This is a genomic window from Streptomyces sp. G5(2025), from assembly GCF_049542075.1.
In the GTDB taxonomy this organism is placed as follows: Bacteria; Actinomycetota; Actinomycetes; order Streptomycetales; family Streptomycetaceae; genus Streptomyces.
Genome location: NZ_JBMUZT010000006.1, coordinates 4,832,650 through 4,843,859, shown reverse-complemented (window position 1 = coordinate 4,843,859; position 11,210 = coordinate 4,832,650). Strand labels below are relative to the sequence as shown.

At 72.3% G+C, this 11,210-nt stretch carries 12 protein-coding genes and 1 pseudogene; 5 read left to right on the top strand and 8 right to left on the bottom strand.

The window, feature by feature from the left end; translation table 11 throughout:
* Positions 1 to 115 precede the first annotated feature (115 nt).
* Positions 116 to 586, top strand: a complete 471-nt coding sequence (locus ACOBQB_RS32935; RefSeq protein ID WP_423596945.1) for a VOC family protein — start codon at positions 116 to 118, stop codon at positions 584 to 586.
* Between the two features lie 25 nt (positions 587 to 611).
* Here the strand turns inward: ACOBQB_RS32935 and ACOBQB_RS32930 are convergent, their stop codons facing one another.
* Positions 612 to 1,139 carry a MarR family winged helix-turn-helix transcriptional regulator gene (locus ACOBQB_RS32930; RefSeq protein WP_423596943.1) on the bottom strand — a complete coding sequence of 176 codons (528 nt, stop codon included), beginning with the start codon at positions 1,137 to 1,139 and terminating at the stop codon, positions 612 to 614.
* 92 nt (positions 1,140 to 1,231) lie between these two features.
* Between ACOBQB_RS32930 and ACOBQB_RS32925 the strand changes: the two are divergent.
* Positions 1,232 to 2,490: pseudogene (locus ACOBQB_RS32925) on the top strand (MFS transporter).
* On the opposite strand, the gene ACOBQB_RS32920 reads toward ACOBQB_RS32925, so the two are convergent.
* Positions 2,476 to 3,771, bottom strand: a complete 1,296-nt coding sequence (locus ACOBQB_RS32920; RefSeq protein WP_423596941.1) for a metallophosphoesterase — start codon at positions 3,769 to 3,771, stop codon at positions 2,476 to 2,478. The pseudogene ACOBQB_RS32925 and the gene ACOBQB_RS32920 overlap by 15 nt on opposite strands.
* A gap of 2 nt (positions 3,772 to 3,773) precedes the next feature.
* The gene (locus ACOBQB_RS32915; protein ID WP_125514575.1) at positions 3,774 to 4,016 is read right to left on the bottom strand and encodes an SCO4848 family membrane protein; all 243 of its coding nucleotides are present in this window, start codon (positions 4,014 to 4,016) and stop codon (positions 3,774 to 3,776) included.
* On the opposite strand from ACOBQB_RS32915, the gene ACOBQB_RS32910 reads away from it, so the two are divergent.
* Positions 4,015 to 5,382: a D-alanyl-D-alanine carboxypeptidase family protein gene (locus ACOBQB_RS32910; RefSeq protein ID WP_423596938.1), complete on the top strand. Its 1,368-nt coding sequence runs from the start codon at positions 4,015 to 4,017 to the stop codon at positions 5,380 to 5,382. The genes ACOBQB_RS32915 and ACOBQB_RS32910 overlap by 2 nt on opposite strands.
* Here the strand turns inward: ACOBQB_RS32910 and ACOBQB_RS32905 are convergent.
* From ACOBQB_RS32905 to ACOBQB_RS32890, 4 genes are read right to left on the bottom strand one after another with little or no spacing between them, the layout of a single operon-like run.
* Positions 5,327 to 6,262 (bottom strand): YihY/virulence factor BrkB family protein, encoded by a 936-nt coding sequence (locus tag ACOBQB_RS32905; RefSeq protein ID WP_423596936.1) that lies wholly within the window; start codon positions 6,260 to 6,262, stop codon positions 5,327 to 5,329. The genes ACOBQB_RS32910 and ACOBQB_RS32905 overlap by 56 nt on opposite strands.
* Complete coding sequence (locus tag ACOBQB_RS32900) at positions 6,250 to 6,753, bottom strand: GtrA family protein (protein ID WP_423596934.1); 504 nt, start codon at positions 6,751 to 6,753, stop codon at positions 6,250 to 6,252. Before ACOBQB_RS32900 ends, ACOBQB_RS32905 begins: the two co-directional genes overlap by 13 nt.
* Positions 6,750 to 7,709: a decaprenyl-phosphate phosphoribosyltransferase gene (locus tag ACOBQB_RS32895; protein ID WP_423596932.1), complete on the bottom strand. Its 960-nt coding sequence runs from the start codon at positions 7,707 to 7,709 to the stop codon at positions 6,750 to 6,752. Before ACOBQB_RS32895 ends, ACOBQB_RS32900 begins: the two co-directional genes overlap by 4 nt.
* On the bottom strand, positions 7,702 to 8,214 hold the full coding sequence (locus ACOBQB_RS32890) for a phosphatase PAP2 family protein (RefSeq protein WP_423596930.1): 513 nt from the start codon (positions 8,212 to 8,214) through the stop codon (positions 7,702 to 7,704). Before ACOBQB_RS32890 ends, ACOBQB_RS32895 begins: the two co-directional genes overlap by 8 nt.
* 198 nt (positions 8,215 to 8,412) lie before the next feature.
* On the opposite strand from ACOBQB_RS32890, the gene ACOBQB_RS32885 reads away from it, so the two are divergent.
* Together ACOBQB_RS32885 and ACOBQB_RS32880 are read left to right on the top strand one after the other, a co-directional pair.
* Positions 8,413 to 9,792 (top strand): FAD-binding protein, encoded by a 1,380-nt coding sequence (locus tag ACOBQB_RS32885; protein WP_423596928.1) that lies wholly within the window; start codon positions 8,413 to 8,415, stop codon positions 9,790 to 9,792.
* 13 nt (positions 9,793 to 9,805) lie between these two features.
* A complete protein-coding gene (locus ACOBQB_RS32880; protein ID WP_423596926.1) occupies positions 9,806 to 10,561 on the top strand; it encodes a decaprenylphospho-beta-D-erythro-pentofuranosid-2-ulose 2-reductase in 756 nt (251 codons plus the stop codon).
* Between the two features lie 47 nt (positions 10,562 to 10,608).
* Here ACOBQB_RS32880 and ACOBQB_RS32875 read toward each other — a convergent pair whose 3' ends face one another.
* The gene (locus ACOBQB_RS32875; protein WP_423596924.1) at positions 10,609 to 11,193 is read right to left on the bottom strand and encodes a 2'-5' RNA ligase family protein; all 585 of its coding nucleotides are present in this window, start codon (positions 11,191 to 11,193) and stop codon (positions 10,609 to 10,611) included.
* Positions 11,194 to 11,210: the final 17 nt, after the last annotated feature.

The window sequence follows — 11,210 nt, the reverse complement described above, 5'->3', positions numbered from 1 at the left end:
GACCCTGTCGTCAACGACCGCCGTCGGTTCCCCGATGCGGGCCAGATGGGGGCCCTCGCGGCGGCGCGCTCGCGCGTCTGCGCTCCTGGCGCCGCCGCCGTCCTACGCTGACGGAATGTCAGACAACCAGTCGGTCGGCCTGTCCGTTGACCAGTTCACCGGCCCGGCCACAGGCCGCGGCGCCGACCCCGCCGCGGAGCTCCTCGGCTTCGACAACGTCCTGCTTCCCGTGGGCGACCTCGGCGAGGCCGTCGGCTTCTACGAGCGGGCCGGCTTCCCGGTCGCCCACCGTATCGACGAGATCGGGCTCGCCATCCTGAAGGTGGGCAAGGAGACCCCGGGCGTCCTGCTGCGCGTGGAGGACGGCATCGTGGCGCGTACGCCGCCGTGGCCCTCGCCGCGCGTGTGGCTGGAGGTCCCGGATGCCCGCGCCAAGGGCCGGGCCCTCGCCGACGCGGGGATCGTGCTGCTCGCCGAGCCGTTCTCCGTCGCCACCGGATGGACCGTGGAGATCGCCGACCCGTGGGGCAACGTCATCGGCTTCACGGACTACCTCAAGCGCCCTGAGCTGGCCCGCAGTTCCTGAGGCGCGGGCAAGCGGCAGCGGGCGGTCAGCGCCACCCCGCTCCCCCGTCCCGCTCCGCCACCAGCATGATCCGGCGCAGCATGTCGGACAGGAGCGCCCGCTCCCGCGCGGGGAGCGCGCCGAGCAGGCGCTCCTCCTCGTGACCGACGACGGCCATCGCGCCGCGCCACGTGGACCGGCCCGCCTCCGTCAGCTCCACGTCGACCCGGCGGCGGTCCTTGCGTGAGGGCGTACGGCGGACCAGCCCGCGGCGCTCCAAGCCGTCCAGGCGGCCGGTGACGGAGGCCGGGGCGAGGTCCAGGTCCGCGGCCAGCTCCGAGGGGCTCGCGGCGCCCCCGCGGCCCGCCAGCTTGTGCAGGGTGTCGAACTCCTGGCGGTCCAGTTCGAAGTCGGCGAGGGACTGTTCGCGTACGCGGCGCAGGTGGACGGTGAGCTTGCTCATGCGGGTGACCGCGCCCTCGATGTCCGGGTCGAGGGTGGGCAGCACCGGCAGCCACCGCTCGACGTGACCGTCGGTCCAGTCCCGGTCCTGCTCGTTGCGCTTCTCCGCCATGGACCGACCCTAACCGTCCTCACTCGGGGCCATGTCTTTCGTTACCGAATATTTCGTTGACGGATAGTTCGGGAGCGAAATACTGTCCCCGCATGCCGCTGCCGCTGCCCCGCCCGCCGTCCGCTCCCCTCCTGCGCGACCGCCCCTTCCGGCTGCTCTTCCTCGGCCGCACGCTCTCCCTCATCGGCGACGCCGTCATTCCCGCGGCCCTCACCCTCGCCGTGCTCCGCGCCACCGGATCCAGCTCCGCCCTCGCCCTCGTCCTCGGCTGCGCGATGGGGCCCCGGCTGCTCCTGCTGCCGCTCGGCGGAGTCGTCGCGGACCGCTTCGACGCCCGGACCGTCGCCCTCGTCACCGACCTGGTGCGCTGCGGCACCCAGCTCTTCGTGGGCGTCGAACTGCTGGGCGGCGATCCGCGGTTGTGGCACATCGCCGCCGCGGAGGCCGTCGGCGGCGCCGCCTCCGCCTTCGCCATGCCGACCCTGCCGCGGCTGATCACCGGCACGGTCACCGAGAAGGACCGGCACGGCGCCAACTCCCTGTTCGGTGTCGTCAGGAGCGCCACCGCGCTCGCGGGGCCCGCCCTCGCCGGACTGCTGATCGCCTCGGCGGGCCCCGGCTGGGCCTTCGTCCTGGACGCCGTCACCTTCGCCGTCAGCGCCTGCCTGCTCTCGGCCGTCCGCATCCGCCACGAGGCGCCCGCGGGACCACACCGCTCGCTGCGCAAGGACCTCATCGAGGGCTGGCAGGAGGTCCGCCGCCGGGACTGGTACTGGACGAGCCTGGTCGCCCACGCCGCCTGGAACGGCGCCGCCGCGGTGCTCATGACCCTCGGCAGGCCCTCGCCGTCGCGGAGCTGGGCGGCGAGGAGGTCTGGATCGGCATGCTCCAGGCGGGCGCGGTCGGGCTGCTGCTCGGCTCGCTGCTCGCCGGGCGGGCCCGGCCCAGGCGGCCCGTCCTGACGGCCAACCTGGGCCTGGCGACGTACGCCCTGCCGCTCGCGCTGCTCGCCGCCGAGGCCCCCGCGCCCGCCGTCATGGCCGCCTACGGCCTCGCGCAGGCCGGGCTCGGCTTCCTCAGCCCCGTCTGGGAGACGTCGGTACAGGCGGCGATACCGCCCGGGGTGCTGGCCCGCGTCACGTCGTACGACTGGCTGCTGTCGATGGCCGCGATGCCTCTCGGCTACGTCCTGGCGCCGCTCATGGCGAGCGCCTGGGGCACCGGCCCGCCGCTGTGGATCGCCGCCGCCCTGGTGGGCGTGGTCTGCGCGGGGACGGCGGCGGTGCCGGGTGTCCGCCGGTTCACCCTGCCCGTCCGCCCGGCCCGGCCCGCCGTTTCACGCGCCGCGTGACGCCAGTTCCACCACCGTGATGTCCGACGGCGCCCCGACCCGTACCGGCGGCCCCCACGCGCCCGCGCCCCGGCTCACGTACAACTGCGTGTCGCCGTAGCGCTCCAGGCCCGCGAGCGTGGGGTTCGCCAGGTCCGCGACGAGGTTGCCCGGCCACAGCTGACCGCCGTGGGTGTGGCCGGAGAGTTGCAGGTCGACGCCGTGCCGCACGGCGTCGTGGATGACGACCGGCTGGTGCGCGAGGAGCACCGAGGCCCGTGAGCGGTCCCGGTCGCCGAGGGCCCTGGCGAAGTCGGGGCCCTCACCCTCGTCCTCGCCCGCCACGTCGTCGACACCGGCGAGGTCGAAGCCCGGCAGTTCCGTACGTGCGTTCCGCAACGGGTGCAGCCCGAGTTCGCGTACGTGGTCGACCCACTGCTCGGCTCCGGAGAAGTACTCGTGGTTGCCCGTGACGAAGTACGCGCCGTGCCGCGACCGCAGCCCGGCGAGCGGGGCGGCGGCCGGGCCGAGGTCCTCGACGCTGCCGTCCACCAAGTCGCCCACCACGGCGATCAGATCGGGCTGCGTGGCGTTGACGGTGTCGACCACGCGCTGCGTGAAGCCGCGCCCGAGGATCGGCCCGAGGTGGACGTCGCTGACGACGGCTATCCGGAATCCGTGCGCCCCGCGCGGCAGTTTGGCCAGCGGCACGGTGACCCGCTTCACCTTGGGCCCGCTGAGCACGCCGTACGCCCCGTACCCGACGGTCCCCACAGCGGCGGCGGCGACGCCACCTCCGACGATCCGGGACACGAAGAGACGGCGGGAGGGGGAGGGAGCGGGAGTGGTTGTACGGGTCGGGGTGACCGTCGGGGCGGGGGTGGCCTCTACGGAGCCGGGGCCTTCGGAAGCAGCCTCTACGGAGGAGGCGCTCTCGCCCAAGTCACCCTCTACGGAGTGCGCCGCTTCCTCACCGGACCGCCTCCGTCCGAGCCACCATCCCAGCAGCGGCCGCACCAACTCCCCCACCAGCAACGCCAGCAGCAGGTAGAGCGAGAGGGCCAGCCACAGGTAGCCGGGCCAGGCGAGGATCCGCTGGAGCGGGAAGGGCACGCCGGCGCGTCCGCCCACGAGCGCGGCGAACGTCAGCAGCGGCCCGGCCACGAAGACGACCGTGCCGGCACGTCGCGCACGCCCCGGTCCGGCCGTCGTGTCGCGCACGAGGCGGCGCCACGCGTACCAGTGGAGGGCGGCGAAGACCGCGAGCACGGCCAGGCCCACGAGGACCCCGAGAACGGCCACGGCTATGACGTACGGCGCAGAGCGCGAATTCCACGGAACCCGATGGTCCCTACCACCGTCCCCAAGACAAAGGAGACAACGGCGAGCGTCAGGTGCACCCAGAAGTACCCGGTCGGGTCGCCCGCGTCATCGAAGGCGAGCCCGCTGCCGTCCTTCCACAGGTTCTTGACGAAAGTGATCCAGATGAACCAGCTCCACACCCCGAAGGCGAGCAGGAACCAGGAGACTGGGCGGCTGAGCTTCATGCGTTCAGTATCGCGAGGTCTTCCCGCGGGCCGCCGCCGGGGTGGGGCCGACGGGACGCGGCGCACCTCGGCGGCGGCCGCCACAGCCCCGCCCTGTACGTTCTCGTCCGTGTGTGCCACCAGAAGAGCCGCTGTGCTGCTCGCCTCCGCGACCGTGCTGACCCTTTCGGCCACCGCCCCCGCCTTGGCGGACGGCAAGCCGGGTGACGACCAGCCGAAGCCGCCCGCTTCGATGTCGACCGTCGGCGGCGCCCTGCTCGGCAAGCCCGGCACCCAGGCGAAGCTCAAGCCGGGCGTCCCGGTGCTGCCCAAGGACCTCACGGCGCGCTCCTGGATCGTCTCCGACGCGGAGACCGGTGAGGTCCTCGCCGCGCACAACGCGCACTGGCGGCTGCCCCCGGCGAGCACCCTCAAGATGCTGTTCGCGGACACGGTCCTGCCGAAGTTCCCCAAGACGCAGAAGCGCACGGTCAAGCTCTCCGACATGGAGGGCATCGGCGCGGGCAGCAGCATGGTCGGCATCAAGGAGAACGAGACGTACACCGTCCACGACCTGTGGCTCGGCGTCTTCCTGAAGTCCGGCAACGACGCGGTGCGCGTCCTGTCCGCGATGAACGACGGCGTCGAGAACACCGTCAAGGACATGCAGAAGCACGCCGAGGACCTTCAGGCCCTGGACACCCACGTGGTCTCGCCGGACGGGTACGACGCCAAGGGGCAGGTGTCCTCCGCGTACGACCTGACGCTGATCGCCCGCTCCGGACTGCAGAAGAAGGACTTCCGGGAGTACTGCGCGACGGCCGTCGCCCAGTTCCCCGGCGAGACCAAGAAGATCAAGAAGGGCAAGGACAAGGGCAAGACGAAGCGCGGGACCTTCGAGATCCAGAACACCAACAAGCTGCTCACCGGTGCGCCCGGCATCAGCCCCTACAAGGGCATCGCCGGCGTCAAGAACGGCTACACCTCGAACGCGGGGAACACGTTCACCGGTGTCGCCGAGCGCGACGGCAAGGTCCTCCTTGTCACCGTCATGAATCCCTCCTCCGGAGAGACGCACGCCGTCTACAAGGAGACCGAGCGGCTGTTCGACTGGGGCTTCAAGGCCGCGGGCAAGGTCGACCCGGTGGGTGAGCTGGTCGCGCCGAAGGGTGCCACGGGCGCCGGCAAGGGCGCGCCGGGTGGTGACGGCAAGAACGGCGCCGCCGCCGCGAACATGTCGCACTCCTCCGACGGGGGGTCGGGCGGCATGGGCACCGCGCTGGCCATCACGGGCGGCGTGGTCGTGGTGCTCGCCGCGGGGGTGTTCCTCGTCAGGCGCCGGCTGCCGCTGCCCGGTCAGTCCGGCCGGGGGCCGCGTCAGGGCTGACGTCGGGGCCGTCCGCTGCTCGTGACGTTCGTGACGCCTTCCGCGTCGCCGTCCAGGCGGCGCAGAACAGCAGCAGCTTTGCCGTGAAGTTGATCCACAGGAGCAGCGCGACGGGCACGCCGAAGGCGCCGTACATGCTCTTCGCGGCGACGCCCTTCATGTAGCCGCCGAGCAGCACCTTGAGCAGTTCGAAGCCGGCCGCGCCGATCAGTCCCGCGGTGATGAGGTCGCGGCGGTGCGGCTGGACGCCGGGCAGCAAGGTGAGGACGTACAGGAGCAGCAGGAAGTCCGCGAGGACGGCGATCGCGAAGGCGGCCGCCTGGAGCAGGACCGCGCCCCAGCCCGTCTCGTCGATGCCGAAAAGGTCGGCGGTCCAGCCGACGGCGGTCGAGGCGAGCGCGGAGGCGGCGAACGAGGCGAGGCCCGCGCCGCCGAGACCGATGAGCACCCCGGCGTCCTTGGCCTTGCGCAGGACGGGGTTCCCCTCCTCGTCCGGCAGCTCCCAGACGGCCCGCAGGCACTCCCTCATGGAGCCGACCCAGCCGATGCCGGTGAAGAGCAGCAGGGCGCCCGCGACGATGCCGACGGTGCCCGCGTTGGTGACGAGGGCGTCCAGGTTCAGCTGGTCGGAGATGCCCGGGACCTGCTCGGCGAGCTTGTCCTCCAGGGTGTTCTGCTGCTTCTTGGAGAGGGTCGCCGCGGCGACCGCGGCGGCGACGGTGATCAGCGGGAAGAGCGCCAGGAAGCTGATGAACGTCATCGCGGCCGCGAGGCGCGTCCAGTGGACCTGGTCGAGCCGTTCGTACGCGCGCCACGCGTGCGTCCCCATGCCCTTCTCGACGAGCGGCCCGATCCCGGGCAGTTTCTTCAGCCAGTCCATGTCGCCTCCGTCGCCTCCCTGCCTGCCGTCCTCTCCGAAGACGTGCCCGAAGTCCCGCCCGACACGCGGAATACCAGAGTCCGGGTTCCCCAGAACCGTAGGACGGTGGCGAGAACCATGCCGACCCCGGCGCCCGACACGGTGTCCGCGCGCTGCGAGGTGAGACCGAGCCCGTAGTGCGACACGGCGATGCACAGCAACTGCACGAGGGCGCCGGCGATGTTGACGACGAAGAACACCGCGTACTGGCGCAGCCGCGAGACACCCGCCGCCTTGCGCCGGTAGGTGCCGAGCGCGTTGCCCGCGTACGCCACGGAGCAGCCCGCCACGAAGGAGAGCGACTTGGCGGTCAGCGGGTCGAGTCCCACCGGTCCGCGCAGCCAGATGAAGAGGCCGAGGTCGGCGGCGTAGGCGCAGATCCCGGCGGCGGCGAAGCCGAGCAGTTCGGGCCCGAGCGACCGCAGACGCGCGCGTAGGGAATCGCGACTCACCAGTTCGCGACCGCGAGTCCGTACATGGCCAGCCACACCAGGCCGATCACGGCGAGCGCCCTGTCCCGCAGGACGACGTCCTCGGGCTCACCGGCGGTGCCACGGTCGGCGAAGACGGCGTAGCGCAGGATCGCGAGGATGAAGGCCGTCATGGAGAGCTGACGCCACGGCAGAAGGCTGCCGCCGGTCGTGCTGCCGCCCGCTTCCATGGCCCACAGGCAGTACGCGAGGACCGCGACCCCGGCGGCCAGCTGCCATACGAAGCGCAGGTAGCCGGTGGTGTATTCGGTGAGCAACGCGCGCGTGGCGCCCAACTTGCCGGAGCTCCCGGACATCTGGACGGCTTCGGAGTAGCGCTTGGCGGAGACCATGAAGAGGGCGCCGAAGCCGGTGGTGATCAGGAACCAGCGGGAGAGCGGGATGTCGAGCGCGATGCCGCCGATCATGGCGCGCATCAGGAAGCCGGTCGTGACGATCGTGAGGTCGACGACGAGGACGTGCTTGAGGGAGACGCAGTAGGCGAGTTGCATGCCGACGTAGGCGGCCAGGAGCGCGGCCGTGAGCGGGGTGCACAGGACCGCTGCGGCCGCGGGCGCGAGGACCGCGAGGAGGCCTCCCACGGCGTAGGCGACGGGCACCGGCACCTGCCCGGCCGCGACCGGTCTGCGGCACTTGGTGGGGTGGGCGCGGTCGGCGTCCGCGTCCCGCGCGTCGTTGATCAGATAGACGGCGGAGGCGGCGGCCGTGAACAGCCCGAAGACGATGGCGAGTTGCGCGGCGGCGTGGCGCGAGAACAGCTCACCCGCCGCCGCGGGGGCGGCGACGACCAGGACGTTCTTCACCCACTGGCGCGGGCGCGCGGTCTTCAGGAGGCCGAGCGGCAGGCCGAGGGCGCCCGGGCGTGACGACTGGGGCGGCTGGGGCCGCTCCAGGACGCTGGAGATACGTTCAGGCATCGGCGCGGCCGCCCTTCATCCAGGCGGCTCCCGCGCGCGCGGTGAGCGCGCCGAGGGCCGCGCCCGCGGCGACGTCCGAGGGGTAGTGGACGCCGACGACCATCCGGGAGACGCACATCGCGGCGGCCAGCGGCGGCACGAGACGGGCCCCTGCGGGGCGCAGCGCGCCGTACGCGACGGTGGCGGCGGCGGCCGACGTGGCGTGCGAGCTGGGGAAGGAGTGGCGTCCCACGGTCCGTACGAGCGGTTCGGCGCCGCAGGGGCGCGGGCGACGGACGATCCGCTTGACACCCATGCTGGCCAGATGGGCGGCGGCGGTCAGCGCGGTGCCGCGCAGCCAGGCGCCGCGCCGCTCCCGGTCGGCGGCGGCGCCCACGAGCCCCGCCGCGATCCACAGAGCGCCGTGTTCACCGCTCCAGGAGAGGGCGCGCGCGGTGGCCGCCACGCGGGGGTCGGTGCCGCAGTCGCGCAGGGCCGACAGCAACCTGTGGTCCATGTCGTGCATGTGGCCTCATTTTCGAAGACATTCGAAGACGTTCGACATTCGACGTTCGAGAGCTGGGCACCTCGACCCTTCTAGCCAACCTGTCAACCTGCCAATAATTCCGGCAATGTTGAATGACACTCCCTCAATCACCCATTTCGGTGAGAGTACGGATGATTTATGCCTAACCGCCCTTCTCGGAGCGTTACGGTCGTTGCCATGCCTGTCGACACCCCCGCCCCGCCCCCGGCCGAAGCCGTGTCCGTCTCCGGCTGGGGCCGCACCGCCCCGACCACCGCCTTGCTGGTGAGGCCCCGCACACCGGAGGAGGCCGCGGCGGCCGTGCGCGACTGCGGCGAGCGCGGCGGCATCGCCAGAGGCCTCGGCCGGGCGTACGGCGACGCGGCGCAGAACGCGGGCGGCGCCGTCATCGACATGACGGGCATGGACCGGGTGCGCACCATCGACGCCGAGGCGGGCGTGGTCGTCTGCGACGCGGGCGTCTCCCTGCACCGTCTGATGGAAGTCCTGCTTCCCCTCGGCTGGTTCGTGCCGGTGACTCCCGGGACCCGCTATGTCACGGTCGGCGGGGCCATCGGCGCCGACATCCACGGCAAGAACCACCACGTCTCGGGGTCCTTCTCCCGCCATGTGCTCGCGATGGACCTGCTGACCGCCGACGGCACGATCCACACCGTCGTCCCCGGTACCCCGCTGTTCGACGCCACGGCGGGCGGCATGGGGCTGACCGGCGTCATCCTGTCGGCGACGGTCCAACTGCAACCGGTCGAGACGTCCTTGATGAGCGTCGACACCGAACGCGCCACTGATCTCGACGACTTGATGGCCCGCCTGACCGCCACCGACCACCGCTATCGCTACTCGGTGGCCTGGATCGACCTTCTCGCCCGCGGCACCTCCATGGGCCGCTCGGTCCTGACCCGCGGCGACCACGCCCCCCTGGACGCGCTTCCGGCACGGGCACGCGCGCGTAGAGCCCCGCTCGCGTTCCGCCCCGGACAGCTCCCCGCGGCTCCCTCCTTCCTGCCGGAGGGCCTGCTCGGCAAGACCTCGGTGGGCCTCTTCAACGAGCTCTGGTACCGCAAGGCGCCCCGCTCGCGCACCGGTGAGCTCCAGAAGATCTCCACCTTCTTCCACCCCCTGGACGGCGTCCCGCACTGGAACCGCGTCTACGGCCGCAGCGGCTTCGTGCAGTACCAATTCGTCGTCGGGTACGGCAAGGAGGAAGCCCTGCGCCGCGTCGTGGGCCGCATCTCCGAGCGCGGCTGCCCGTCCTTCCTCGCCGTACTGAAGCGCTTCGGAGAGGGCGATCCGGGCTGGCTGTCGTTCCCGATGCCCGGCTGGACACTGGCCCTCGACATCCCGGCCAACCTGCCGGGGCTCAGCGCCTTCCTCGACGAACTCGACGAGGAGGTGGCCGCCGCCGACGGGCGCGTCTACCTCGCCAAGGACTCGCGGCTGCGGCCGGAGATGCTCGCCGCCATGTACCCGCGGCTGGGCGACTTCCGCGCGCTGCGAGCCGATCTCGACCCGCGCGGCGTGTTCCGCTCGGACCTCTCGCGCCGCCTCGCCCTCTAGGAGACCGGACCTCATGAAAGACGCCTTCGGCACCCCCCAGTCCCTGCTCGTCCTCGGCGGCACCTCCGAGATCGGACTCGCCACCGCACGCCGCCTCGTCGCCCGCCGCACCCGCACGGTGTGGCTGGCCGGACGGCTCTCCCCCACCCTGGAGAAGGCCGCCTCCGGACTGCGCGAGCTGGGTGCGGACGTGCGCACCGTGGCCTTCGACGCGCTCGACCCCGAGGCCCACGAGGAGAGCCTCGGCAAGGTCTTCGCCGAGGGCGACATCGACATGGTGCTGCTCGCCTTCGGCGTCCTCGGCGACCAGGCGCGCGACGAGGACGACCCCCTCGCCGCGGTCCGCGTCGCCCAGACCAACTACACCGGGGCGGTCTCCGCGGGCCTGATCTGCGCCCGTGCGCTCCAGTCCCAGGGGCACGGCTCCCTGGTGGTGCTCTCCTCGGTGGCCGGCGAGCGGGCACGCCGCTCGAACTTCATCTACGGCTCCAGCAAGGCCGGCCTGGACGCCTTCTCCCAGGGCCTCGGCGACGCGCTCTACGGCACCGGGGTGCACGTGATGGTCGTCCGCCCCGGCTTCGTGCGCTCGAAGATGACGGCGGGCCTGGAGGAGGCCCCCATGGCGACCACTCCGGAGGCGGTGGCGGAGGCCATCGAGACCGGCCTGCGGCGCCGCTCGGAGACGGTGTGGGTGCCCGGAGCACTGCGGGTGGTCATGTCGGCGCTGCGGCACGTGCCGCGGCAGGTGTTCCGGCGCCTGCCGCTCTGAGCGGCCCGCAGCCGGGGGCGTGAGCGGCTGCCGCGGCGCCCCCGGTCTCAGCGAGCGGGCAGCGTGCCCCGGGCGGCCGGGGAGGGCGTCTGAGGGGGCACCACCGGGCCGCCGCCGAAGACGAAGTCGCGCAGCTTGCGCCAGACGCCGTCGGAACCCTGCTCGTACAGGGCGAAGCCGGTGCAGGGCCACTCGGCCTCGTACTCCGAAAGCTCCTCGTACGCCCGGTCCATGGCCTCCTCGGCGATGCCGTGCGCCACGGTGACATGCGGGTGGTAGGGGAACTGCAGTTCGCGCGCCATCGGCCCCGACGCGTCCCGCACCTGCTCCTGCAACCAGGAGCAGGCCGCCGCGCCCGACACCACCTGTACGTAGACGACAGGTGACAGCGGGCGGAAGGTGCCCGTCCCCGAAAGACGCATCGGGAAGGGACGGCCGGCCGCCGCGACCGAGAGGAGGTGCGCCTCGACCGCGGGCAGCGCGGAGGCCTCCACTTCAGTGGGAGGCAGCAGGGTCACGTGCGTGGGGATGCCGTGCGCCGCGGGGTCCCCGAAGCCCGCGCGCCGCTCCTGGAGCAGGCTGCCGTGTGGCTCCGGGACCGCGATCGAGACGCCGATCATTACGGTCCCCACGTCGTACTCCTGTTCGT

Coding starts and splice junctions, on each gene's coding strand:
- ACOBQB_RS32935 (WP_423596945.1), top strand. CDS start 116: ATGTCAGACAACCAGTCGGTCGGCCTGTCCGTTGACCAGTTCACCGGC.
- ACOBQB_RS32930 (WP_423596943.1), bottom strand. CDS start 1,139: ATGGCGGAGAAGCGCAACGAGCAGGACCGGGACTGGACCGACGGTCAC.
- ACOBQB_RS32910 (WP_423596938.1), top strand. CDS start 4,015: ATGCGTTCAGTATCGCGAGGTCTTCCCGCGGGCCGCCGCCGGGGTGGG.
- ACOBQB_RS32915 (WP_125514575.1), bottom strand. CDS start 4,016: ATGAAGCTCAGCCGCCCAGTCTCCTGGTTCCTGCTCGCCTTCGGGGTG.
- ACOBQB_RS32905 (WP_423596936.1), bottom strand. CDS start 6,262: ATGGACTGGCTGAAGAAACTGCCCGGGATCGGGCCGCTCGTCGAGAAG.
- ACOBQB_RS32895 (WP_423596932.1), bottom strand. CDS start 7,709: ATGCCTGAACGTATCTCCAGCGTCCTGGAGCGGCCCCAGCCGCCCCAG.
- ACOBQB_RS32890 (WP_423596930.1), bottom strand. CDS start 8,214: ATGCACGACATGGACCACAGGTTGCTGTCGGCCCTGCGCGACTGCGGC.
- ACOBQB_RS32885 (WP_423596928.1), top strand. CDS start 8,413: ATGCCTGTCGACACCCCCGCCCCGCCCCCGGCCGAAGCCGTGTCCGTC.
- ACOBQB_RS32880 (WP_423596926.1), top strand. CDS start 9,806: ATGAAAGACGCCTTCGGCACCCCCCAGTCCCTGCTCGTCCTCGGCGGC.